Annotated in this window: 17 protein-coding genes and 1 pseudogene; 16 read left to right on the top strand and 2 right to left on the bottom strand. The window is 44.1% G+C overall.

Features of this window, described 5'->3' with window-relative positions; all coding sequences use genetic code 11:
• Positions 1–3: 3 nt before the first annotated feature.
• Together FFV08_10425 and FFV08_10420 are read left to right on the top strand one after the other, a co-directional pair.
• Positions 4–933 carry an aldo/keto reductase family oxidoreductase gene (locus FFV08_10425; protein ID QLB52970.1) on the top strand — a complete coding sequence of 310 codons (930 nt, stop codon included), beginning with the start codon at positions 4–6 and terminating at the stop codon, positions 931–933.
• A gap of 117 nt (positions 934–1,050) precedes the next feature.
• A pseudogene (locus FFV08_10420) lies at positions 1,051–2,459 on the top strand (LPXTG cell wall anchor domain-containing protein).
• Positions 2,460–2,509: 50 nt separating this feature from the next.
• On the opposite strand, the gene FFV08_10415 reads toward FFV08_10420, so the two are convergent.
• Positions 2,510–3,490, bottom strand: coding sequence for a topoisomerase (locus FFV08_10415; GenBank protein QLB52969.1), 981 nt, complete (start codon positions 3,488–3,490; stop codon positions 2,510–2,512).
• Positions 3,491–3,700: 210 nt separating this feature from the next.
• Between FFV08_10415 and FFV08_10410 the strand changes: the two genes are divergently transcribed.
• Positions 3,701–4,570 carry a glycosyltransferase family 2 protein gene (locus tag FFV08_10410; GenBank protein ID QLB52968.1) on the top strand — a complete coding sequence of 290 codons (870 nt, stop codon included), beginning with the start codon at positions 3,701–3,703 and terminating at the stop codon, positions 4,568–4,570.
• 71 nt (positions 4,571–4,641) lie between these two features.
• Here the strand turns inward: FFV08_10410 and FFV08_10405 are convergent, their stop codons facing one another.
• Positions 4,642–5,445, bottom strand: a complete 804-nt coding sequence (locus FFV08_10405) for a glycyl-radical enzyme activating protein (protein QLB52967.1) — start codon at positions 5,443–5,445, stop codon at positions 4,642–4,644.
• A gap of 97 nt (positions 5,446–5,542) precedes the next feature.
• Between FFV08_10405 and FFV08_10400 the strand changes: the two genes are divergently transcribed.
• The 13 genes from FFV08_10400 to FFV08_10340 all read left to right on the top strand — a co-directional run bounded on the left by FFV08_10400 (position 5,543) and on the right by FFV08_10340 (position 24,462).
• On the top strand, positions 5,543–6,286 hold the full coding sequence (locus tag FFV08_10400; GenBank protein QLB52966.1) for a DeoR/GlpR transcriptional regulator: 744 nt from the start codon (positions 5,543–5,545) through the stop codon (positions 6,284–6,286).
• 16 nt (positions 6,287–6,302) lie between these two features.
• Complete coding sequence (locus tag FFV08_10395; GenBank protein ID QLB52965.1) at positions 6,303–7,274, top strand: sugar-binding transcriptional regulator; 972 nt, start codon at positions 6,303–6,305, stop codon at positions 7,272–7,274.
• Positions 7,275–7,388: 114 nt separating this feature from the next.
• Positions 7,389–7,868: a hypothetical protein gene (locus FFV08_10390; GenBank protein QLB53301.1), complete on the top strand. Its 480-nt coding sequence runs from the start codon at positions 7,389–7,391 to the stop codon at positions 7,866–7,868.
• A 330-nt stretch (positions 7,869–8,198) separates the two neighbouring features.
• Positions 8,199–8,522, top strand: a complete 324-nt coding sequence (locus FFV08_10385; protein QLB52964.1) for a PTS lactose/cellobiose transporter subunit IIA — start codon at positions 8,199–8,201, stop codon at positions 8,520–8,522.
• Between the two features lie 20 nt (positions 8,523–8,542).
• Positions 8,543–8,854, top strand: coding sequence for a PTS sugar transporter subunit IIB (locus tag FFV08_10380; GenBank protein QLB52963.1), 312 nt, complete (start codon positions 8,543–8,545; stop codon positions 8,852–8,854).
• A gap of 17 nt (positions 8,855–8,871) precedes the next feature.
• Positions 8,872–10,173 carry a PTS sugar transporter subunit IIC gene (locus FFV08_10375; GenBank protein QLB52962.1) on the top strand — a complete coding sequence of 434 codons (1,302 nt, stop codon included), beginning with the start codon at positions 8,872–8,874 and terminating at the stop codon, positions 10,171–10,173.
• A gap of 168 nt (positions 10,174–10,341) precedes the next feature.
• The gene (locus FFV08_10370) at positions 10,342–12,783 is read left to right on the top strand and encodes a glycyl radical protein (GenBank protein QLB52961.1); all 2,442 of its coding nucleotides are present in this window, start codon (positions 10,342–10,344) and stop codon (positions 12,781–12,783) included.
• A gap of 14 nt (positions 12,784–12,797) precedes the next feature.
• Positions 12,798–13,466 (top strand): fructose-6-phosphate aldolase, encoded by a 669-nt coding sequence (locus tag FFV08_10365; protein ID QLB52960.1) that lies wholly within the window; start codon positions 12,798–12,800, stop codon positions 13,464–13,466.
• 45 nt (positions 13,467–13,511) lie between these two features.
• Positions 13,512–14,606 carry a glycerol dehydrogenase gene (locus FFV08_10360; GenBank protein ID QLB52959.1) on the top strand — a complete coding sequence of 365 codons (1,095 nt, stop codon included), beginning with the start codon at positions 13,512–13,514 and terminating at the stop codon, positions 14,604–14,606.
• 165 nt (positions 14,607–14,771) lie between these two features.
• Entirely contained in the window at positions 14,772–17,273 is a 2,502-nt protein-coding gene (locus FFV08_10355) for a leucine--tRNA ligase (protein QLB52958.1), read from the top strand.
• A 178-nt stretch (positions 17,274–17,451) separates the two neighbouring features.
• Complete coding sequence (locus tag FFV08_10350) at positions 17,452–18,141, top strand: VIT family protein (GenBank protein ID QLB52957.1); 690 nt, start codon at positions 17,452–17,454, stop codon at positions 18,139–18,141.
• Positions 18,142–18,386: 245 nt separating this feature from the next.
• A complete protein-coding gene (locus FFV08_10345; GenBank protein QLB52956.1) occupies positions 18,387–19,583 on the top strand; it encodes a phosphoglycerate kinase in 1,197 nt (398 codons plus the stop codon).
• A gap of 358 nt (positions 19,584–19,941) precedes the next feature.
• Positions 19,942–24,462 carry an antigen I/II family LPXTG-anchored adhesin gene (locus FFV08_10340; GenBank protein QLB52955.1) on the top strand — a complete coding sequence of 1,507 codons (4,521 nt, stop codon included), beginning with the start codon at positions 19,942–19,944 and terminating at the stop codon, positions 24,460–24,462.
• Positions 24,463–24,544 lie beyond the last annotated feature (82 nt).

The raw sequence follows: 24,544 nt of genomic DNA, 5'->3' as shown, positions 1-24,544 counted from the left end.
GCGATGAAATATATGACAGTCGGGAATGAACTGGAAGGAGCCAGCCAGCTGGTTTTGGGCTGCATGCGACTGGCGGAGCATGATCCCAAAGAGGTCGTTTCCGTTCTTGAAACAGCGGTAGAAGTGGGAATTAATTTCTTTGACCACTCAGATGTTTATGCTGGTGGGCAATCTGAAGCCAAGTTTGCGCAGGCTCTTCGCTCGGCTAAGATCCCCCGGGACCGAGTTCTCATCCAGTCCAAGTGCGGACTGCGGGATGTTCACACCAACTACCATTTTGACTTTTCTAAGGATTATATTATTCGTTCGGTTGAAGCCAGCTTGGAGCGTTTGCAGACAGACTATCTGGATGTGCTCCTCCTGCACCGGCCAGATGCTCTTATGGAGCCGGAAGAGGTGGCTGAAGCTTTCTCACAGCTGCACCAAGCTGGGAAGGTCCGCTATTTCGGAGTCAGCAATCAAAATCCTTATCAGATCGAGCTGCTGCAGAAAAGTGTGGAGCAACCCTTGATTGCTAACCAATTGCAGTTTGGTCCTGCCCATACTCCGATGCTGGATGCTGGGCTCAATGCCAATATGCTCAATCCGTTAGCAATCGTTCGGGATGGTAGTGTATTGGACTATTGTCGATTGCATCATATCACGATTCAGCCTTGGTCACCATTTCAGGTCGACTTGAACCAGGGACTTTTTATGGAGCATCCTAAATATGCTCAGCTTACAGAAACTCTGCATGCCTTTGCGTCAGACTATCAAGTTTCCTTTGAAGCCTTAGTTCTCGCTTGGATTTTGCGTCATCCGGCTCAGATGCAGCCGATTGTTGGCTCCATGAATCCGCAGAGAATTCGCTCAATGGTAGCTGCTTTTGATATTGAGCTCTCTCGGGCTGACTGGTATAAGATATACAAGAGCGCAGGGAATCCTCTGCCCTAAGCTTTTTTTGCAGGGAGATTATTTGTTATTCAGAATCAATGAATGCTAAGAGCAGTGAATCAGTCTGCATACTTCATTGATTAACCTCGAATCTGCACCTTATGAAAGGAGAATGATATGAATAATAAGTTTTCTTGGTAAGGGCTAGCAAAATCTGCTTCTGCTGCCAAGTATGGAAGCGGCTTGCTGCTATGTGCTTCCCTCTTGTCCTTAGCAGCTTTGACGTGCGTATCAAGAGTTGAAGCAGAAGATGTTGCGCCTGCCTCTGCCGCAGTAGCCGAAACGCCTACTTCTCCAGCAGCCCAAGCAAGTCCTGAGGCTGAAAATCCAGCTGTGGCTGAACCCCAAGCAGCTCCTGCAAGTCAGGCCGAATCAGCTGCTAGCGAGTTGCCAGCCAGTCAGGTCATGTCCGATGAGCAGAAGCAGCGCGCCATTGCTCAGATGGGGGCCAATCAAGGGGATGTCTGGGTTTGGTCGGAGGAAAATGTCGTTGAAGAAAATGGGGAGCGTCAAAAGCGTGGTCCTAATGGCGGCCCCGGCCAATTTAATGGCGGAGCCGTTGTGTTAGGCGGTCGTCCGACTTATGACCCAGCGGCTGATTGGTACTACCTAGCTTATAAAGGCGAAGGGATGACCGACGAAGAAGCGCAGGCTGTCTTTGACAAGGAACGCGGCAAATGGATGAATGAATTTGATCCTTGGGGTGTTGTGATGGAAATGACGGACAATAAGGCCAGCAATGCTTGGGCAGATGTTCGTAACATGCAGGCTTTCGTCCTTCGGAAGGACTCCAATGTCTGGGAGAAAATTGTGGATCACCCTCAAGGGGTTCAATGGGTTGCTCAGTTCAAGGGGAATATGTCCAGCTACGTAGGAGATGCGCGGCAGGAAGCCTTGGCTGGCGGGGAACAGCTATTGAGGTATTACCTAAGCAGGATAGGGTTGCCCACTGGGGTTCTGATCAGGCTCGTGATATTCCAAATCCTCAAACCATTCGGGCTGTTTTAGTTTCCGTAGAAGCTCGTATTTCTGAAAAATCTGACCCAGATGCCAAGCTTGGTATCCAAGTTGGCGGTGACTGGAAATTTGCTGAAGAAGTGAGTAAGCCGCTCTGGTATCCAGGAGCTGGTTTGGCTGGTATTCAGCGACTGACCAAGGATTGGGCTCGTTACTATTTTGTAAGCCTCACTGGTATTCAAGATGCAGTCGAAGAAAGGGCCATTTCACAAGATGAGTTTATGAAGAGTATCGTGCCGCTGGCCGATATGGAGCAGGCTCCCCAAAATCAAGCCCAGCAGCCAAACCCTGCAAGACCTGATCCAAAGGGGAGCCAGGTGGAAAATCTGACCTACAAAGCAAGCGGCCAGACGGACCCTCAAGCAGCGTCTCAACAGCCAACTCTTGAGCAAGCTTCTTCAAAACAACTGCCTAAGACCGGCAGCCAAAGCAGTCTATTGACCAATCTGCTTGGATTCGGGCTCTTAGGACTGGGTGCTGGCTTCCTTGGCCTGAAGAAAAAATCTTAGGTTTTGCAAGCTAGAGGGAAAAATAATCTACAAAAAAGCAACAGCAGATTCTAGCTGTTGCTTTGTGTTTGATTTAGGTTTTGCACGACAGGCTGTTCAAAATTAGGTACTTGCGCAACCTGCTCGGCAAGCGGACTGCAGACAGGGTCTTGGTATTTTTTAGTAAAGCGGCATCTTGGGAAATTGGAGCAGCCCCAAAATTGCTGACCGGCCCTAGAACCTTTGGATGCTGTACGGAGTACCAATCCATGCTGGCAGCGAGGGCAGATCTTTTCTGCTTCTCTACGCTGTTTATTCTGAGTAATGCTGTTAATATGGCGCTCTTTGATGACCTGCTTTCGCTTGGTCAAGGGCAGGAGCATACGATAGAGGTCGTCAATCTGCTCGGGCGACAGGTAGACTTGACATTGGCAGGCCTGCCGGTCAATTGCCCCTATCACTTGCCAGGTCTGAATAACCTTATGCCTGTCACTGTTTAGATGGATTTCCTTAAGCTGACAGTCATTGCCAAAGACGATATAGGAGTACAGATTGGGCGTGTATTGGTTGAGATAGTAGCTGATCCATTTGAGATGGACTTTATTTTGAATAATGGGATTGAAAAAAGAATGCTTGTAAGATTTTCCGCGTCCTATGGAAAGAACCTGAGTCCAGTATTGCTGATTTTCTGAGCCGAAGATCCAGCCCTTGTAGTTTTTTGACTCAAAAATATAAATCCCAGACGGGTGAATCAGCAGGGCATCAATCTCAGTGGTAGTGCCATCTTCTTTGAAGATGTAGAGATTATACAAAATCTTTTTATAGCCATAGAGCTGGTTCAAGACCTGACCAAGCTGGTACTCTCCCTGTTTTCCCTTGTTGTATTTGAGTTCCCAAGGGGCAGTCTGGGTTTGCTGGAAATAGTCAGGCTCTGGGCTTTGGCTGGACGACCAATCCGAGTCCGTATCTTCCCTGTCTTCAAGTAGCTTATAACTGATAAAAAAGACGATGCCAAAGACAGCCACAAATGCGACGAAAAAGAATCCAAACATTTCCTAATCTCCCTTAAAATCCCTATTTCGAGTATAGCACAAAATAAAGGACGGAAGATTTTTATAAGTGTAAAAACACAGCAATTGAACAATGGATTAAAGTATGTCTAAAAATAAAAAGCTATCCTTTAAAAACTTATTTTCCAAAAACACCTCACAAACCTAAAAAATCATGTATAATAAAAAGACAGGAAAAGAATAGGAGTTATTATGTCTCAGGAATTAATCAGTGTTATCATCCCTGTTTACAATGTTGAGCAGTATTTAGCAGAATGTGTGAACAGCGTCTGTCGTCAGACCTATCAAAATCTGGAAATTATTCTAGTCAATGATGGTTCAACAGATGCTTCTGGCCAGATTTGCCAAGAACTGGCTGACCAGGATGCGAGGATTCGTCTCATTCATCAGGACAATCAAGGCTTGTCCGGTGCCCGCAACACAGGGATTGAGCACTCTAGTGCAGACTATTTGATTTTTGTTGATTCAGATGACTGGCTGCCTGAGCAGCATGTTGCCCGTCTTTATGAAAAGCTGAAAGAGTATGACGCGGACATTGCTATTGGTCACCACTGTAGCTTTCGTGCAGAGGATTCAGCCTTCCTCTACTATTCGACAGAGCATTTTGAAACCCTCTATACGCGAGAAGAGATAATCGAGGAGTACCCTAAACGACGCATAGTAGACGGTGTCTTTCTCTGTGCCTGGGCCAAGCTCTATAAGCGCAAGCTCTTTGATACAGTGCGCTATCCAGTCGGCCGAGTGGCCGAAGATGCCTTCACGACTTATAAGCTGTACCTTCAGTCAGAAAAGATCATCTATCTCAATGAACCGCTCTATTACTATCGCTTGCGGCCAAATAGCATCTCCATGACTTGGAATGAGCAGTGGTTTCGAGACTTGATTGTAGGTTTTGAGGAGCAGCTAGCCATTCTAGGCAAGCTGGGCTATGACCTGAGCTTCTACTACAAGTATTACACCTTCTTGCTCCAGTATTGTCGCGACAGCGCTGCAGCCGTCGGTATGCAATCCAGCTTGGTCTATCAGGAAATTGAAAGTAAACTCAAACTATTTGGAGAATAAATAAAACAAGCTACCTTTCAACCATAGGGCTGAAAGCGTGGCTTGTTTTTTAGTGTTTGAAAAATTAAAGACTAAAAATAACAATTAATGTCATGCTTCAAAAAGACATCTTGGTATTCAAATAAGTCTTCGGGGTGCAAGGCCTTGACATCCTCCATGGCATACTTTCGGCCGAGTAATTTGTATTTGTTTTCGCCAAATTGATGGAAAGGCAGCAGCTGGACTTGATCGACGGATAGTTCATTGAACAAAGTCGCAAACCGCTCTGCATCTTCTAAGGAGTCGTTAAAATCTGGAATGACAGGAATGCGGAGAACAATCGTCTTTTGATGAGAAAAGGCGTAGTGGATATTCTGAACAATCAATTCGTTTTTTACTCCAGTCACCTTGCGGTGGTGGACAGAGTTATAATGCTTCAGGTCGGTATAAATAAAATCAACGTACTGGATGAGATCCACGAATTTTTCGTGTTCTACAAAGGCAGTTGTTTCGATAGCGGTATGAATCCCTTTTTCCTTAGCGGCTTTGAGAATGGCCTTGGCAAATTCAAACTGAGCGAAAATCTCTCCGCCAGATAAGGTCAGCCCGCCGCCAGATTCTTCATAAAAATCTCTGTCCTTTAGGACTTCGTCGATAATCTCCTCGACGCTTCTTTCTTCCCCCATAGTGATGCTTTTTTTGGTAGTAGCATCCAGCATAGGCTCGGGTCTGTGTTGCTGTGATTCTGGATTAGAGCACCAAGGGCAGCGTAGAGGACAGCCCTTGAGGAAAACCGTTGTACGAATCCCTGGTCCATCATGAATACTGAAATGTTGGATGTTGAAAATAATTCCTTTTGTTGTTTCCATACTCAGGCCTCCTTTGGATACAATCATTATAACTTATTTTAGAAAGAAAAACAATTACGAATGAAAGTTATTTTTATTTTATTTTTAAGACGTCTTTTGTTACAATAATAGCAGAGGTGATAGAATGGAACGTTTAGATGAAATTGTTAAATTAGTATCTGAATTTGAACGAATCGATGTCAATACTTTGTCTGACCGCTTAAAAGTGTCCAAAGTAACGATTCGCAAAGACTTGGATAAGCTGGAAACCAAAGGTCTGTTGCGCAGAGAGCATGGCTATGCTGTTTTAAATAGCGGCGATGATCTGAATGTCAGGCTTTCCTTTCATTATGATACCAAGCGCCGGATTGCTCAGGAAGCAGCAAAAATCGTTCAGGATAATGAAACCATTATGATCGAATCAGGCTCGACCTGTGCCTTACTAGCTGAGGAAATCTGCCGAACGAAGAAGAATGTCAAGATTATTACCAATTCTTATTTTATTGCGGATTATATAAAGCAAGCTGATTCTTGTAAAATTATCTTGCTGGGTGGAGAATTTCAGAAAGATTCGCAGGTGACAGTGGGGCCTCTTCTCAAGGAAATGATCCGCTTTTTTCACGTAGAACATGCTTTTGTCGGAACAGATGGCTATGATGAAAATCTAGGCTTTACAGGCAAGGATCTGATGCGGAGTGAGGTTGTGCAGTATATGTCAGAGGCATCTGACCAGATGATTGTCTTGACGGACTCAAGCAAGTTTACCAGAAAAGGAATAGTTAAGAGATTCGGCTTCAAGCAGATTGCCCAAGTGGTGACTGACAAGGCGATTCCTAAAGAGGCTGTTGAGCGCTTGAAAGCTGCCGATATCAAGCTGACTCTGATCTAGCAGAGAAGGAGATAAGATGAAAAATGAAAGAAAAAAACTATTGGCAAAAATTGCTTATCTCTACTATATAGAAGAAAGAAGCCAGTCTGACATTGCGGCTGAGACAGGGATTTATCGCACCACCATCAGTCGAATGCTGGCAGAAGCGAAAAAAGAGGGCATTGTAAAGATTGAGATTGAAGACTTTGATACTCGCTTGTTCCACTTGGAAAACTATGTAAAAGAAAAATACGGGCTCAAGGGAATCGAAATTGTCAGTAATTTAGTGGATGAATCTCCAGCAGACCTAGAAGAAAGGCTGGCTCAAGCTGCTGCAGGTATGCTGCGAGGCCTGATTAAAGACAATGATAAAGTCGGATTTTCTTGGGGAAAGAGCTTGAGTCTTTTGGTAGAGCACTCCAGCAGCAAGCATTTGACAAATGTCCATTTCTTTCCTTTGGCGGGTGGCCCCAGTCATATCCATGCACGTTACCATGTGAACACCCTCATCTATAGCATGGCTGGGAAATATCATGGGGACTGCCGTTTTATAAATTCCACGATTATTCAGGAAGATGAGCAGCTGACAAATGGAATTTTAGCTTCTAAATATTTTGAAGATCTAAAAAGCAGCTGGCAGGAGCTGGATGTGGCTGTGGTTGGTATTGGCGGGCAGGTTGACACGAGAAATCGTCAATGGCTGGACATGCTGACCTCAGAGGATTTTCTTGCACTAGAGAGCCATGCTGCTGTCGGAGAAATCTGCTGCCGCTTCTTTAATAAAAAAGGGGACATAGTCTACCAGCATTTGCAAAATCGAACGATTGCCATCTCTTTGGAAAATTTGAAAAAAGTGCCGCTTAGTCTAGCCTTTGCTTATGGCAGTCAAAAGTCTGCTGCTATATTAGCTGTGTTGCGAGCTGGATATGTCAATCACTTGGTCACAGATGAAGCGACTATTTTGAAAATGCTAGACTTGGACGGAGATAGGAGTTTCTTCACTTCTTGATGGCAGTAGAATCTCAGGTGAAATAAGACTTCCAAAACTAAATTCAGGAATCCTATTTTTTAATAGTGGATTAGCAGCTATGTATGGAGGTGGATTGTTGATTTGAAAAAGATTATGAAACAAAAATTGACTAGTTTAGCCACAGGAGAGTTAGTCGCTGTGCTAGTATTTTGGATGAATTTTTTCCTGCTCAAAAAATGGATTCTTACTACTGGAGCTTTGATTTCTATTTCATTCTCCTTGTTTGTACTCAGTTTTATTCTGATACAGGGCTCTGTTTTCTGGTGGATTTTGATAAAAAGGATTTCCAATCCAGGATTTGCTGAAAGATACACAGGCAAGATTTACAGGATACTAAAGCTCTTAGACCTTATTTTACTGGGTGTGGGAGCCCTGATAATTATTTTAAATTACAGTGAATTTTCCACAGGCATAATATCTTTAGCAATTTGTTTTTTTGCTGTCATCGAGTGGATTAATTATTTTAAATTGCAATTATCCTACAGTCTGAATCCTGCTATTTTATTGAAATACATCTTCCAGAGGAAATTGCGGAAAATTAAAATAGCAAAGGAAATTGAGAAAGCCGTTTAAAAGATAAGTTTCGGTTTCTTAAAATAGCATATATGAGGAAGTAGAAGCGAATAGCTGCTGCTTCTTTTTTTGTGTCGAATCTGCTTATCGTTCGTATCTAATAGAGTGCCTTTGATTCGCAGATGAATACAGCTGTATAGCAGTTGTTTTTTGTGGAGGAGCCTTTTCGTTTGCACAAATGTGCGAAAAAATTTAAATTAGCTATTTTGTTCTATAATGTATTGACGGACTGAGCTAAAGGTGATACATTCTAGTTACAAACAAAAATAAATCACTTTCAAACAAAAGAACAGTTTTTGTTAATCATAAAGATAGGAGCGATTGTAACATATGGAAATGATTGTAGCAGATCAAATTATCATGGGCCTTATCTTAGACGCTGGTGATGCCAAGCAGCATATTTATCAAGCTTTATCACTAGCTAAAGATGGTAAGTTTTCAGAATGCGATGAGCAGATTGAGCTTGCAGATAAGGCGCTGTTAGAGGCCCATAACTTGCAGACCAAGTTCCTAGCTCAGGAAGCTGGAGGAACGAAAACAGAGATCACAGCGCTGTTTGTTCATTCTCAGGATCATTTGATGACCAGCATTACAGAGATTAATCTCATCAAGGAAATCATCGACTTGAGAAGAGAATTACAAGGGAAAAAATAAATCATCAGGAGGATGAAAAGATGGTTAAGATTGGTTTGTTCTGCGCGGCAGGTTTTTCAACAGGAATGTTGGTCAATAACATGAAGATAGCTGCAGCTGAAAAAGGGCTGGAAGCTGAGATTGAAGCCTACTCTCAGGCTAAGCTGGCTGATTATGCAGCGGATCTAGATGTCGCTTTACTGGGCCCTCAGGTAGCCTATACACTAGACAAATCTACAGCTATTTGCGACAGCTGCCATACTCCGATTGCAGTTATTCCGATGGCTGATTACGGTATGCTAGATGGTAAAAAAGTGCTAAACCTCGCTTTGAGTTTGTTGGATAAACATTAAAATCAAGGAGCTTCGTTATGTCTAAAGTGGATACTCAAAAAATCATTGCGCCGATTATGAAGTTTGTCAATATGCGCGGGATTATCGCCTTAAAAGACGGTATGTTGGCAATTTTGCCCCTTACAGTTGTGGGAAGTTTATTCTTGATTGTAGGGCAATTGCCGTTTGAAGGTCTAAATCAAGCCATTGCTGGTGTGTTTGGGGCAGACTGGACAGAACCGTTTATGCAGGTTTATTCAGGGACCTTTGCCATTATGGGGCTGATTTCTTGTTTTTCAATCGGCTATTCTTATGCCAAGAACAGCGGTGTAGAGCCTCTGCCGGCAGGGGTGCTGTCTCTTTCTTCCTTCTTTATCCTTTTGAAATCCTCCTACATACCAGAAAAGGGTGAGGCGATTGGAGATGCAATTGCCAAGGTCTGGTTTGGCGGTCAAGGAATCATTGGAGCCATTCTCATTGGTTTGGCAGTTGGCAGTATCTATACGATTTTCATTCAAAAGCATATTGTTATCAAAATGCCAGAGCAGGTTCCTCAAGCGATTGCCAAGCAGTTTGAAGCCATGATTCCAGCTTTCGTTATTTTCTTGCTGTCAATGCTTGTTTATATTATTGCCAAGATAGCGACTGGTGGCGGTACCTTTATTGAGATGATTTACGATGTCATTCAGGTGCCTCTGCAAGGTCTGACGGGCTCTCTGTATGGAGCTATCGGTATTGCTTTCTTCATTTCTTTCCTGTGGTGGTTCGGCGTCCACGGCCAGTCTGTTGTCAATGGTGTCGTAACAGCCTTGCTGCTGTCAAATCTGGATGCTAATAAGGCCCTGCTTGCTGCAGATAAGCTGTCTGTCAGTCAAGGTGCTCATATTGTGACCCAGCAATTTTTGGATAGCTTCCTTATCTTGTCGGGCTCCGGTATTACTTTCGGAGTGGTCGTAGCCATGCTCTTTGCCGCCAAGTCCAAGCAGTATAAGGCTCTGGGGAAAGTTGCTGCTTTTCCGGCAATCTTTAATGTCAATGAGCCAGTTGTCTTTGGCTTTCCGATTGTGATGAATCCGGTCATGTTCCTGCCCTTTGTTTTGGTTCCGGTTCTGGCTGCTTTGATTGTCTACATGGCGATTGCGGTTGGCTTTATGCAGCCATTCGCAGGTGTGACTTTGCCTTGGAGTACACCGGCTATCATTTCTGGCTTTATGGTTGCTGGCTGGCAAGGGGCAGTCATTCAAATTGTCATCCTAGCCATGTCCGCCTTTGTCTATTTCCCATTTGTGAAGTTTCAGGATAAGATTGCCTACAATAACGAATTGGAAAATGAAGAATAATCTGATTTTGTTGGATGAAAACACAAAAGTTTCTTGGTTCAGATGGCACAAATGTGCAAAAAATCTTTAATTTAGTAATCGCCTATAAATGATTGAATTCTAGAATTTTGCGTGTTACAATAGTTACGAAAGAAATAAATTAAATTTCATAAGAAAGGTCGTAGTCAAATGATCCAAGTAAAAGAAGTAGAAAGAACAACAATAAAAACAGACTATTTTGGCAGCTTAACAGAGCGGATGAATAAGTATCGGGAAGATGTTTTGAATAAAAAGCCCTATATTGACGCAGAGCGCGCTGTCTTAGCTACCAAGGCCTATGATAAGCATAAGGAAAAACCAAATGTGTTGAAACGTGCTTACATGCTCAAAGAGATTTTGGAAAATATGACGCTTTATATCGAAGATGAAACGATGATTGTCGGTAATCAGGCTTCATCTAATAAAGACGCGCCTATTTTCCCAGAGTATACCTTAGAGTTTGTACTCAATGAACTAGATCTTTTTGAGAAGCGGGACGGAGATGTCTTCTACATTACAGAAGAAACCAAAGAGCAGCTCCGCAGTATCGCTCCTTTCTGGGAAAACAATAACCTCCGTGCTCGAGCAGGGGCTCTACTTCCAGAAGAAGTTCAGGTTTATATGGAAACTGGCTTCTTTGGTATGGAAGGAAAGATGAACTCTGGGGACGCCCACTTGGCGGTCAACTATCAAAAACTCTTGGCTTATGGACTGAAAGGCTTTGAAGAAAAAGCTCGTGCAGCTAAGGAAGCTTTGGATTTGACCGATCCGGCTAGTATTGACAAATACCACTTCTATGATTCCATTTTCATCGTTGTGGATGCTGTGAAAGCTTATGCGGAGCGTTTTGTTGCTTTGGCCAATCAGCTGGCTGAAAAAGCAGAGCCTAAGCGCCGTCAGGAGCTCTTAGAAATCGCTAGAATTTGTTCTAAAGTACCGTACGAGCCAGCATCAACCTTTGCTGAAGCTGTTCAGTCTGTTTGGTTTATCCAGTGTATCCTTCAGATTGAGTCCAACGGACACTCGCTCTCTTATGGCCGCTTTGACCAGTACATGTATCCTTATGTCAAGGCAGATTTGGAAGCTGGACGTGAGACAGAGGCTAGCATTGTAGAACGCTTAACCAATCTCTGGATTAAAACGATTACCATTAATAAAGTGCGCAGTCAGGCCCACACATTCTCATCTGCGGGCAGTCCCCTTTATCAAAATGTGACAATCGGTGGCCAAACGAGAGATAAGAGAGATGCAGTCAACCCACTTTCCTACCTTGTCTTGAAATCTGTAGCTCAAACTCATCTTCCTCAGCCGAATCTGACCGTTCGCTATCATGCAGGCCTAGATGCTCGCTTTATGAATGAGTGTATTGAAGTCATGAAGCTAGGTTTCGGTATGCCGGCCTTCAATAATGATGAAATCATCATTCCGTCCTTTATTGCTAAAGGCGTTTTGGAAGAAGATGCATACGACTATAGTGCTATCGGCTGTGTGGAAACTGCTGTGCCTGGTAAATGGGGCTACCGTTGTACAGGCATGAGCTACATGAACTTCCCTAAGGTGCTTCTGATTACTATGAACGATGGAATTGATCCAGCATCTGGCAAGCGCTTTGCACCAAGCTTCGGTCATTTTAAAGATATGAAGAGCTTTGCAGAGCTGCAAACGGCTTGGGACAAGACCTTGCGCCACTTGACCCGCATGAGTGTCATCGTGGAAAATTCTATCGACCTGTCTCTCGAAAGAGAAGTACCGGATATCCTCTGCTCAGCTTTGACAGATGATTGTATCGGGCGTGGTAAGCATTTGAAAGAGGGTGGAGCTGTCTATGACTATATTTCTGGTCTTCAAGTCGGTATTGCCAATCTATCAGACTCATTGGCGGCCGTCAAGAAGCTAGTCTTTGAAGAAGGCAGGCTGACTCCGGCTGAACTCTGGCATGCACTTGAAACAGACTATGCAGATGAGCGTGGTAAAGAAATTCAAGAGATGCTGATTCATGATGCACCAAAATATGGTAATGATGATGATTACGCAGATAAGCTAGTGACAGATGCTTATGATATTTATGTGGATGAAATCGCTAAATATCCAAATACCCGTTATGGCCGTGGTCCAATTGGCGGTATCCGCTACTCTGGAACATCTTCTATTTCAGCCAATGTCGGTCAAGGTCGCGGTACCTTGGCGACACCAGATGGCCGCAATGCCGGAACACCGCTTGCTGAAGGCTGCTCTCCATCCCACAATATGGACAAGAACGGCCCGACCTCTGTATTAAAATCTGTTTCCAAATTGCCGACAGATGAAATCGTAGGAGGCGTTCTGCTCAATCAAAAAGTGAATCCTCAGACCCTGTCTAAGGAAGAAGATAAAGTGAAACTTATTGCCTTGCTTCGTACATTCTTTAACCGTCTGCATGGCTATCATATCCAATACAATGTCGTTTCTCGGGAAACCTTGATTGATGCTCAGAAGCATCCTGAAAAACACCGCGATTTGATTGTTCGCGTTGCAGGCTACTCTGCTTTCTTCAATGTACTTTCCAAGGCGACGCAAGATGATATTATCGGACGTACGGAGCACACGTTGTAAAAGAGGTCCAATTTATGGAATTCATGCTTGATACCTTAAATTTAGAGGAGATAAAAAAATGGTCGGAAGTCCTCCCCTTGGCGGGAGTGACTTCCAATCCGACCATCGCAAAAAAAGAAGGAAGAATAGATTTCTTCGAACGGATTCGCGCCGTTCGGGAAATCATAGGAGAAGGTCCATCTATCCATGTGCAGGTTGTTGCCAAGGATTATGAGGGAATCTTGAAAGATGCTGCTGAAATTCGAAAAAAATGCGGTGATGCTGTCTACATTAAAGTTCCGGTCACACCGGCTGGGCTGGCAGCTATCAAAACTCTCAAAGCAGAAGGCTACAAGATCACAGCGACAGCCATTTATACAACCTTTCAAGGTCTATTAGCTATTGAAGCGGGGGCTGACTATCTTGCTCCTTACTATAACCGCATGGAAAATCTCAATATTGATTCAGATGCTGTAATTAGACAACTGGCTAAGGCGATTGAGCGGGATCATTCCGCCAGCAAAATATTGGCAGCTTCCTTTAAGAATGTTAACCAAATCAATCGTGCTTTTGCTGATGGGGCCCAAGCCATTACAGCAGGACCAGATATCTTTGCAGCAGCTTTTGCCATGCCGTCTATCGCTAAGGCAGTAGATGACTTTGCCGCAGACTGGTCAGCAATTCACAATCAGGAATACATTTAAAAGGCATGTATAATGCTCTATCTATAAAAGGGAAAGAGGTGCTCTATGAAAATTTTTGCAAGTCCGTCTCGTTATATTCAGGGAGAAAATGCTCTGTTTGAAAATGCAAAACAGATTCTTCAGTTAGGCAACCATCCAGTCTTGCTTTGTGATGATGTGGTTTACCAGATTGTTGGGGAAAAATTCAATGACTACCTTACTCGTTATGGCTTTCATGTGCTGCATGTCGCTTTTAACGGAGAAGCTTCTGACGCTGAAATAGATCGGGTCGTTACTTTGGCTGAAAAAGACGGAGCAGACTTAGTTATTGGTCTAGGCGGTGGGAAAACGATTGACAGTGCGAAGGCGATTGCAGACATACTAGGACGCCCTGTGGTCATTGCGCCAACCATTGCCTCTACAGATGCCCCAACTTCAGCACTTTCTGTTATCTATACAGAAGATGGAGCCTTTGAAAAGTATATTTTCTATAGTAAAAACCCTGAACTCGTCTTGGTGGATACGAAAGTAATTGCTGGAGCGCCAAAACGGCTTCTGGCTTCTGGGATTGCAGATGGTTTAGCGACTTGGGTAGAGGCGCGGGCTGTCCAGCAGAAAAATGGCACTACCATGTTGGGACAAAGACAGAGTTTGGCTGGTGTAGCGATTGCGAAGAAGTGTGAAGAAATACTGTTTGCAGATGGCCTGCAGGCTATCGCAGCCTGTGAAGCGAAAGTCGTGACTGCAGCTCTGGAAAATATCATTGAAGCCAATACCCTTCTCAGCGGTGTGGGATTTGAGAGCGGCGGTTTAGCGGCAGCCCATGCTATCCACAACGGCTTTACAGCTCTCACAGGCGATATTCATCACCTGACCCACGGTGAAAAAGTTGCCTATGGAACCTTGACCCAACTCTTCTTAGAAAACCGACCTAAAGAAGAATTGGAAAAATATATTCGCTTCTATCAAAAGATAGGTATGCCAACAACTTTGAAAGAAATGCATTTGGAAAATGCCAGCTATGAAGATTTGCTCAAAGTTGGTCAGCAAGCGACAATTGAGGGCGAAACCATTCATCAGATGCCATTTGAGATTTCAGCTTCTGACATTGCAGGTGCCATCCTAGCAGTCGACCAATATGTCAGGGAATTGGATAAATAAAAGCAAAATATAAAACAAGCCACCTTTCAACCTTAGGGCTGACAATGTGGCTTGTTTTTTTGTGGAGGGCTTCCTTGTCTGATGTGTCTAGCAGTCATGAAATTCCGTCTTTCAAAATCCCTTGAAAATGGTATAATAGAAACAGTACAAAAAATGGAGAAAAGAATGGCTTATTATAATCACAAAGAAATTGAGCCCAAGTGGCAGAAATATTGGGCGGAGCACCATACATTTAAGACAGGTACGGATAAGGACAAGCCCAACTTTTATGCGCTGGACATGTTTCCTTACCCATCAGGAGCGGGGCTCCATGTAGGGCATCCGGAGGGCTACACGGCGACAGATATCCTCAGCCGCTACAAGCGGGCTCAGGGCTATAACGTCCTGCATCCTATGGGCTGGGATGCCTTCGGTCTGCCGGCTGAGCAATACGCCATGGATACAGGCAATGACCCAGCTGACTTTACAGCAGAAAACATCGCCAACTTTAAGCGTCAAATCAACGCTCTTGGCTTTTCCTATGACTGGGACCGGGAGATCAATACAACTGACCCCAACTACTACAAGTGGACCCAGTGGATTTTCACTAAGCTCTACGAAAAAGGCCTGGCTTATGAAGCTGAAGTGCCAGTAAACTGGGTGGAAGAGCTGGGAACGGCTATTGCCAATGAGGAAGTTCTGCCAGATGGCACATCTGAGCGCGGTGGCTATCCAGTTGTCCGCAAGCCTATGCGACAGTGGATGCTGAAAATCACAGCCTATGCAGAACGTTTACTCAATGACTTGGAGGAGCTGGACTGGCCAGAGTCTATCAAGGATATGCAGCGCAATTGGATCGGCAAGTCAACTGGTGCCAATGTAACCTTCAAGATTAAGGACACAGACAAGGACTTCACCGTCTTTACGACTCGTCCGGACACTCTTTTTGGTGCGACCTATGCTGTTTTGGCTCCGGAGCATGCACTTGTCGATGCCATTACAAGTGCAGAACAAGCCCAAGCAGTAGCAGATTACAAACATGCAGCCAGCCTCAAATCTGATCTGGCTCGGACTGATTTGGCTAAGGAGAAGACTGGTGTCTGGACAGGAGCTTATGCCATCAATCCTGTCAATGGCAAGGAAATCCCAATCTGGATTGCCGACTATGTGCTTGCAAGCTACGGAACAGGGGCTATCATGGCCGTTCCTGCGCACGATGAGCGCGACTGGGAGTTTGCTAAGCAGTTTGATTTAGAGATTATTCCGGTTCTAGAGGGTGGCAATGTTGCTGATGCTGCTTACACAGAAGACGGTCCGCATATTAACTCTGGCTTCCTAGATGGCTTAGACAAGGCTGCCGCTATTGACAAGATGGTTTCTTGGCTGGAAGCAGAAGGTGTCGGAAACGAAAAAGTCACCTATCGCCTGCGCGACTGGCTCTTTAGCCGTCAGCGCTACTGGGGTGAGCCAATTCCCATCATTCATTGGGAAGATGGTACTTCAACTGCTGTCCCTGAAAATGAATTGCCGCTAGTCTTGCCTGTAACCAAGGATATCCGTCCTTCTGGTACCGGTGAAAGCCCTCTGGCCAATCTGACTGACTGGCTGGAAGTGACTCGGGAAGATGGTGTCAAAGGACGCCGCGAAACCAACACCATGCCTCAATGGGCTGGTTCTAGCTGGTATTACCTGCGTTACATTGACCCCCACAACAATGAGAAATTAGCAGACGAAGAGCTGCTCAAGGCTTGGCTTCCAGTTGACATTTACATCGGTGGTGCAGAGCACGCTGTGCTTCATCTCCTCTATGCCCGCTTCTGGCACAAATTCCTCTATGATATCGGAGTGGTTCCGACCAAAGAGCCTTTCCAAAAACTCTTTAACCAAGGAATGATTCTGGGGACTAGCTACCGTGACAGCCGTGGTGCTCTTGTGGCGACAGACAAGGTCGAAAAACGCGACGGTTCTTTCTTCAATATCGAAACGGGAGAAGAGCTGGAGCAGGCGCCTGCCAAGATGTCTAAATCTCTGAAGAATGTGGTCAATCCAGACGATGTAGTGGAGCAATATGGTGCTGATACACTGCGTGTCTATGAAATGTTCATGGGGCCACTGGATGCATCCATCGCTTGGAGCGAGGAAGGTCTGGAAGGCAGCCGCAAGTTCTTGGATCGTGTCTACCGTTTGATGACAAGCAAAGAAATCGTTACAGATAACAATGGTGCTCTTGACAAGGTTTATAACGAAACTGTTAAATCTGTCACAGAGCAAATCGAGTCTATGAAATTCAATACAGACATTGCCCAGCTCATGATCTTTGTCAATGCAGCCAACAAGGAAGAAAAACTCTATGTCGAATATGCTAAAGGTTTCATTCAATTGCTTGCGCCTTTTGCACCGCACTTGGCTGAAGAACTCTGGCAGGCAGTAGCTCAAACTGGCAAGAGCATTTCCTACGTAGCTTGGCCAACTTATGATGAAAGCAAGCTGGTTGAGGCAGAGGTCGAAATCGTAGTGCAAATCAAGGGTAAAGTCCGTGCTAAGCTAATCGTAGCTAAGGACCTGAGCCGTGAGGAACTGCAGGAACTCGCCTTGGCAGATGAGAAAATTAAATCTGAAATTGCTGGCAAAGAAGTTGTAAAGGTCATTAGCGTGCCAAATAAATTGGTTAATATTGTGGTGAAATAATTAGTTTGTTACAGCATTATAGTGATTATAAAGAAAGGAGTCGTTTAAAACGGCTCTTTTTTCAATGCCTTTCTTCTCTTAAATAGTAGAACTTTTCTCATTTTTCGATTTTCTCTTGTATTAGCTCTGGATTTTATTTATAATCATTATAAATAAAAAGAAAGAGAAAATTTAAATAGTGGAAGAACATAAAATTGATACGAACTTTAGTGGTCGGTTGAATATATTGCGGGCTGGGGTTTTAGGAGCTAATGACGGCATTATTTCCATAGCAGGTGTGGTTATTGGGGTGGCTAGTGCGACGGACGATGTCTGGATTATCTTTCTGTCTGGTTTGGCGGCAGTCTTTGCGGGTGCCTTTTCTATGGCTGGTGGAGAGTATGTTTCTGTTTCTACTCAAAAGGATACAGAAGAAGCTGCTGTTGCCAGAGAGCGGGAGCTTTTAGAGAAAAATCCAGATATCGCTAGGCAGTCTCTCTATGCTGCCTATGTTCAAAATGGCGAGTGTGAGACTTCTGCCCAGCTCATGACTAATCGGGCTTTTCTCCAGGATCCGTTGGAGGCTTTGGTACAGGAAAAATATGGAATCGAGATTGAGGAGTTCACTAATCCCTGGCATGCTGCCGTATCAAGCTTTTTAGCCTTTGCTGTTGGTGCGCTTTTTCCTATGATTACGATTATCCTGCTTCCAGCTACTATCCGTATCTGGGCAACCGTTCTAATCGTGGCCTTGGCCCTCTTGGGAACAGGTTATACCAGCGCTAGATTAGGCAAAGCACCACTCAAAAATGCTATGATTCGCAACCTCGTGATCGGTCTTTTAACTATGGCGGTCACCTATGCAGTAGGACAGGTGTTTGCAATTTAACAATGGAAAGCATTGAAGTCGGTAGTTTTACTGGCTTTTTGAGTTGTCGAATCTAGAGAAAAAATCCAGCTTTAACTATTGTCTGAATGAGTTTAGCGGCCTTTTTCCTATTCTCTAATTCCAAAGTTCGAGAGAAAGAAGTGTCATGCACTTCTTTTTTGTGAAAATTTTCCTTATATCAAGAAAACTTTTGGAAAATATGATATAATAGTTGCGTATAAAATATGAAAAGGAGTTTTTGTAACATGGCAAAACTTACTGTTAAAGACGTTGATTTAAAAGGTAAAAAAGTCCTCGTTCGTGTAGACTTTAACGTACCATTGAAAGACGGAGTGATTACAAATGACAACCGTATCACTGCCGCTCTTCCAACTATTAAATACATTATTGAGCAAGGCGGTCGTGCAATTCTCTTCTCTCACCTTGGACGTGTCAAAGAAGAAGCAGACAAAGAAGGCAAATCACTTGCTCCACTAGCTGCAGACTTGGCTGCTAAATTGGGTCAAGATGTTGTTTTCCCAGGTGTCACTCGTGGTGCTGAATTGGAAGCAGCTATCAATGCTCTTGAAGATGGACAAGTTCTTTTGGTCGAAAACACTCGTTTTGAAGATGTTGACGGCAAGAAAGAATCTAAAAACAATCCAGAACTTGGTAAATACTGGGCATCTCTTGGAGATGGTATCTTCGTAAATGATGCATTCGGTACAGCTCACCGTGCACACGCATCTAACGTTGGTATCTCAGCAAACGTTGAAAAAGCTGTTGCTGGTTTCCTTCTTGAAAATGAAATTGCCTACATCCAAGAAGCTGTTGAAACTCCAGAACGTCCATTCGTAGCTATTCTTGGTGGTTCAAAAGTATCTGACAAGATCGGTGTTATCGAAAACTTGCTTAAAAAAGCTGATAAAGTCCTTATCGGTGGTGGTATGACTTACACATTCTACAAAGCACAAGGTATCGAAATCGGTAACTCACTTGTAGAAGAAGACAAATTGGATGTTGCGAAAGCTCTTCTTGAAAAAGCAAACGGTAAATTGATCTTGCCAGTTGACTCTAAAGAAGCAAATGCTTTTGCGGACTATACTGAAGTGAAAGATACTGAAGGTGAAGCAGTGGATCCAGGCTTCCTTGGTTTGGACATCGGTCCAAAATCTATCGCTAAATTTGATGAAGCCTTGACTGGTGCGAAAACTGTTGTCTGGAATGGTCCTATGGGTGTGTTTGAAAACCCTGACTTCCAAGCTGGTACAATCGGTGTCATGGACGCTATCGTGAAACAACCTGGCGTAAAATCAATCATTGGTGGTGGTGACTCAGCTGCTGCAGCCATTAACCTTGGCCGTGCAGACAAGTTCTCATGGATTTCTACTGGTGGTGGTGCATCAATGGAACTCCTTGAAGGTAAAGTATTACCAGGACTTGCAGCATTGACTGAGAAATAAGTAGTCGGCTTAGAAACTTTGATTTTGTAGATAATAAGTACAAAATTGTAATAAGGAAAGACTAGCGAAAGCTGGTCTTTTTCTTGTATTCCCATTGTCAAGCTGTAGGGAAAAGGCATACAATAAAAATACGTTTTCCCTTGGATGTCTAAATCTGCATAAAGGTAAATAAAACGAGCATAAAATGCTTGCAAAACTGAGAAAAACTTGTTAGGATTAAGATATATATATTTATTCTGATGCTTAAAGAGGGTCAAAATGAAAAAGAAACTTCCGATTGGTGGTTTCCTTTACTTTTTGATTTTCTGAAGGCATGAGAAAACTGCAGACTGTAAAAGTTAGCAGAGGGAGGAGAAAAATGAAGAAAAAAGAAGTTTTTGGTTTTCGGAAAAACAAGGCTGTTAAAACTTTATGCGGTGCTGTTCTAGGTGCGGCTTTTTTAACGTCAACGATGCAAGTAAGAGCAGATGAAGTGGTATCTGATACCAATAGCCCTGTCAATACTGAAATGGTGGGCACTGGAAATGCAGCGACCAATCTGCCTCAAGCTCAAGGACCAGCCAGTCAGGCATCTAAAGAGAGTCAGGCGCGAGCAGGTCAGGCAGATGGCGGTGTGACAGTGACTGTTCCAACAGCTGCTTTAGATGAAAGCGTCAAAAAGGCTCAAGAAGCTGGACTGACAGTGGTCAAAGACCCAGCTGTTGACAAAGGAGTAGCTCAGACTACTCAAGAAACTGCAGATAAAAAAGCGGAGATTGCAGCAGATTATCAAGCGCAGGTAACCGAGATTGATACCAAGGTCAAGGAGTACAAAGACAAAGTATCAGCCTACGAGGCAGAAGTAGCTCGGATTACAGCAGAAAACAAAGCGACTGCAGACCAATACGCTAAAGATTTGGCTGCCCATCAGGCAGAAGTAGCTCGGATTACAGCAGAAAATGCTCAGCTGAAAGCAGATTATGAAGCAGCACTGAGCAAGTACAAAACTGATTTAGCAGCGGTTCAAAAGACGAATGCGGATAATGCGGCAGCCTATCAAGCAGCTAAAGCGGCCTATGATGCAGAATTAGCTCGTGTTCAAAAACTAAATGCGGAAACAAAGGCTAATTATGATGCGGCTCTGGCGGCTTATGCAAGTGAGCTTGATCGTGTTCAGAAGGCGAATGCGGCGGCTAAGGCACGGTATGAAAAAGCTTTAGCGGATACTCAAGCTGCAAATGCTAAGATTGCTGCTGATAATGAAGCTATTAAACAGAGGAATGCGGCTGCAAAAGCGGCCTACGAGGCAGCACTTGCCCAATATCAAACAGATTTAGCAACTGTCCGAAAGACCAATGCTGATAATGAAGCGGCATATCAAGCGGCTCAGGCGAACTATCAGGCAGAATTGGCCCGTATCCAAAAGGAAAATCAAGATAAAAAAGCTCAATATGAAGCAGATTTAGCAGCTTATGAAGCTAAAAAGAGTCAAATTGAAGCTGAAAATGCAGCAGCTCAAAAAGAATATGAGCAAAAGCTAGCAGAGAACCAAGCCAAGAATGCTACTATAGCAGCTGAAAACGAAGAAATTAAGAAGCGTAATGCCCAAGCCCAAGCAAACTATCAAGCTCAGTTGGCTCAGTATAATGCAGATTTGGCTGTCTATAACACAAAATTAGCCAAGTATCAGCAAGATAAGGCTAAATATGATGCTGAACAGGCCAAGATTAAGGCTGGTCTGGCTCTTGCAGAAACAAAAAAGACTGAAGACGGGCATTTGAGCCGTCCAATTGCGCAAAGCTTGGTGTTTAAATCAGAACCTAATGCTGATCTGTCACTGACTACAACTGGTGAGTTTGTCAGCTATGCTGGCATGGAAGCCGCTGTGAAGAATACTACTGAATTTGCCAATAAACTCTTCCAGCTGGACAACTTCAAAGTAACAGATATTCAAAATGCTAACTATCAGACCAACCAGCAGGAAAGTTTTGGTACGGTTGGCAAGTATGCAGGCTATAGTTCTAACGTAACAAGTGGTAAAGGGCCGACTGAATGGTCTTCTGTTTTGTTGAGTCGCGGACAGTCTGCAACAGCAACCTATACAAATCTTCAGGGAACTTATTATCGAGGGAAAAAAGTTTCTAAAATCGTCTATACTTATACTCTTGATCCAAGTTCCCAATTTAAGCACGATAAGGCTTGGTTAGGTATTTTTAAAGACCCGACCATGGGAGTTTTTGCTTCAGCTTATACAGGGAATCTTGAAGATGCTACCTCTCTCTTTGTGAAGACGGAATTTGTCTTTTATGATGACAAAGGCCAACCTATTAATTTTGACCAGGCCTTGATGTCCGTGGCTTCCCTCAACCGTGAAGCTAACTCTATCGAAATGGCCAAAGATTATACCGGAACTTTCAACAAGATTTCGGGTTCCTCTATTGGTGAAAAGAACGGCCAAATCTATGCGACTGAGTCTGAAAACTTCAAAAAAGGAGTTGGCGGTTCTCGCTTTACCATGTATAAGAATGCTCAGCCGGACTCAGGCTGGGACACTACAGATGCTCCTAACTCATGGTATGGGGCAGGAGCGGTGGAAATTTCTGGTACAACCAACAGCATGACGATTGGAACAATTTCCTCTTCTGAAGTGTTAGGCCAGCCAGAGGCTACTGATCCACGTAGAGCTGACAAACTAGCTCCTAAGAAACCAAATATTTGGTTTGCGATTAATGGTGATGTTCGAGCGAATGATCTGCCAATCATCACAGTAGAAGAACCGGAAGCGCCAGTAGCTCCTACAGCTCCTGCAGTGCCAACTGAAGAAGCGCTTAAGCCTTTGGATCCAGCTCCAACTGCACCAACACCGAAGGCTCTTCCAACTCCTCCGACGGCACCGGCTTATGAAAAAGAGCCAACCCCACCGACGCGTACACCGGAAACACCAGAGCCTAGTAAGCCATCTGAGCCAAGCTATGAAGTAGAAAAAGCTGTCCGGCCAGCAGTGGTAGAACCGACCTATGAAAAGGAGCCAACACCTCCGGCAGCACCGACTTATGAGAAGGAGCCGGAAGCGCCAACACCTACACCAGATACACCAGAGCCTAATAAGCCGGTAGAACCAACTTATAGCCCGCTTCCAACTAGACCAGCGGAACCTGTTTATCAAAAAGAGCCAGCAGCGCCCGTAGCTCCGACTGTGCACTATCATTATGCTCTTTTACAATCTCAGCCGCTGATCAATAAAGAGATTCAAAATGACCAAGGCACCAATATTGACAAGACCTTGGTGGCTAAGCAGTCCGTCGTTCAGTTTGCCTTAAAGACAGAAGACCTTCCAGCTGGACGCAGTGAGACGACTTCTTTTGTCATTGCTGATCCGTTGCCAAGTGGTTATGAATTTGACTTAGAAGCAACAAAAGCTGCTAGCGCAGGTTTTGACGTCAGCTATGATAAGGCTAGTCACACAGTGACATTTAAAGCAACTGCAGCAACGCTAGCTACTTATAACGCTGATACGACCAAAGAAGTTGCTACGCTCTTTCCAACAGTAGTCGGCCGAGTGCTCAACGATGGCGCAACCTATACTAATAATTTCACCCTGACAATCAATGATGCCTATGGTGTCCGCTCAAATGTCGTACGTGTCACCACTCCAGGCAAGCCTGATGATTCAGATAATCCTAGCAATAATTACATCAAGCCAACCAAGGTCAATAAAAATAAGGCAGGATTGGTGATTGATGGTAAGGAAGTCTTGGCTGGTTCGACCAATTACTACGAGCTGACTTGGGATTTGGATCAGTATAAGGGTGACAAGTCATCTAAGAGCACGATTCAAAAAGGTTTCTACTATGTAGATGACTATCCGGAAGAAGCACTTGAACTTCGTCCGGAATTAGTCAAGCTAGTAGATGCGGATGGCAAAGCTGTGGCAGGTGTGACAGTGACCCACTACGAGAGCCTTGAAAAAGCCCCTGCAGCAGTTCGAGAGCTCCTTCAAAAGGCCAATATCACTGTTAAAGGTTCTTTCCAACTCTTTGCAGCAGACGATGCCCAAGCCTTTTATGACCAATATGTCGTAACAGGTAAGTCTTTGACGATAACAAGCCCTATGGCTGTCAAAGAAGGAATGGGCCGCACAGGCGGCAAATTCGAGAATCGGGCTTATCAAATTGACTTTGGAAATGGTTATGCGACAGACGTAGTCGTGAACAATGTTCCTAAAATCAGTCCTGAAAAAGATATTACATTGAGTCTTGATCCAACAAGTTCAGAGAACTTGGATGGTAAGGAACTGACTTTGGGACGGCACTTTAACTACCGTCTCATCGGCGGCTTGATCCCTGCTAACCACTCTGAAGATTTGACAGACTATAGCTTTGTGGATGATTATGATCAACGAGGTGATGAGTACACGGGTGCTTACAAAACCTTTGCCAAAGTAGACATCACGCTCAAAGATGGTCAGGTGATAAAGGCTGGTACAGATTTGACTGAGTATACAGCTGCGAATATTGATCTTGAGAAAGGCTTGATTTCTATTCGTTTCAAGGAAGAATTCTTAGAGACTATTTCTCTGGATTCAGCTTTTCAGGCTGAAACCTATCTACAGATGAAGCGGATTGCTGCGGGTACTTTTGAAAATACCTACATCAATACCGTCAATCGTGTAGTCTATGCTTCAAATACAGTTACAACAGTCACTCCTAAGTCACAGCATCTGCTTGTTTCGGATGTAAACGATCCAAGAAGAGCCAATCCAACTCCAGTGGCTAAAAAGATTCCTGTTTCTCTTCTGCCAGAAACGGGAGCCAAAGATGCAGTCTATCTGCCATATCTAGGTTTAGTAGCCATTATTGGTGCTTTAGGTCTAGGAAAATTGAAAGGTAAAGAAGACTGATAATAGATGAGAGGCTGGGACAAAAGTCCTAGCCTCTCAATTGTCTTTGGATTGTCGAGCAAGACGCAGTGGTTGAGTGGGC

The sequence above is a fragment of the Streptococcus sanguinis genome, assembly GCA_013378335.1.
In the GTDB taxonomy this organism is placed as follows: domain Bacteria; phylum Bacillota; class Bacilli; order Lactobacillales; family Streptococcaceae; genus Streptococcus; species Streptococcus sanguinis_I.
Note: the sequence above shows the minus strand (reverse complement) of the source record. Positions and strands in the feature narration are given on the sequence as shown.

Excerpts from the sequence above, each read along its gene's own strand:
- FFV08_10425 (QLB52970.1), top strand. The coding sequence starts at position 4 with ATGAAATATATGACAGTCGGGAATGAACTGGAAGGAGCCAGCCAGCTG.
- FFV08_10415 (QLB52969.1), bottom strand. The coding sequence starts at position 3,490 with ATGTTTGGATTCTTTTTCGTCGCATTTGTGGCTGTCTTTGGCATCGTC.
- FFV08_10410 (QLB52968.1), top strand. The coding sequence starts at position 3,701 with ATGTCTCAGGAATTAATCAGTGTTATCATCCCTGTTTACAATGTTGAG.
- FFV08_10405 (QLB52967.1), bottom strand. The coding sequence starts at position 5,445 with ATGATTGTATCCAAAGGAGGCCTGAGTATGGAAACAACAAAAGGAATT.
- FFV08_10400 (QLB52966.1), top strand. The coding sequence starts at position 5,543 with ATGGAACGTTTAGATGAAATTGTTAAATTAGTATCTGAATTTGAACGA.
- FFV08_10395 (QLB52965.1), top strand. The coding sequence starts at position 6,303 with ATGAAAAATGAAAGAAAAAAACTATTGGCAAAAATTGCTTATCTCTAC.
- FFV08_10390 (QLB53301.1), top strand. The coding sequence starts at position 7,389 with ATGAAACAAAAATTGACTAGTTTAGCCACAGGAGAGTTAGTCGCTGTG.
- FFV08_10385 (QLB52964.1), top strand. The coding sequence starts at position 8,199 with ATGGAAATGATTGTAGCAGATCAAATTATCATGGGCCTTATCTTAGAC.
- FFV08_10380 (QLB52963.1), top strand. The coding sequence starts at position 8,543 with ATGGTTAAGATTGGTTTGTTCTGCGCGGCAGGTTTTTCAACAGGAATG.
- FFV08_10375 (QLB52962.1), top strand. The coding sequence starts at position 8,872 with ATGTCTAAAGTGGATACTCAAAAAATCATTGCGCCGATTATGAAGTTT.
- FFV08_10370 (QLB52961.1), top strand. The coding sequence starts at position 10,342 with ATGATCCAAGTAAAAGAAGTAGAAAGAACAACAATAAAAACAGACTAT.
- FFV08_10365 (QLB52960.1), top strand. The coding sequence starts at position 12,798 with ATGGAATTCATGCTTGATACCTTAAATTTAGAGGAGATAAAAAAATGG.
- FFV08_10360 (QLB52959.1), top strand. The coding sequence starts at position 13,512 with ATGAAAATTTTTGCAAGTCCGTCTCGTTATATTCAGGGAGAAAATGCT.
- FFV08_10355 (QLB52958.1), top strand. The coding sequence starts at position 14,772 with ATGGCTTATTATAATCACAAAGAAATTGAGCCCAAGTGGCAGAAATAT.
- FFV08_10345 (QLB52956.1), top strand. The coding sequence starts at position 18,387 with ATGGCAAAACTTACTGTTAAAGACGTTGATTTAAAAGGTAAAAAAGTC.
- FFV08_10340 (QLB52955.1), top strand. The coding sequence starts at position 19,942 with ATGAAGAAAAAAGAAGTTTTTGGTTTTCGGAAAAACAAGGCTGTTAAA.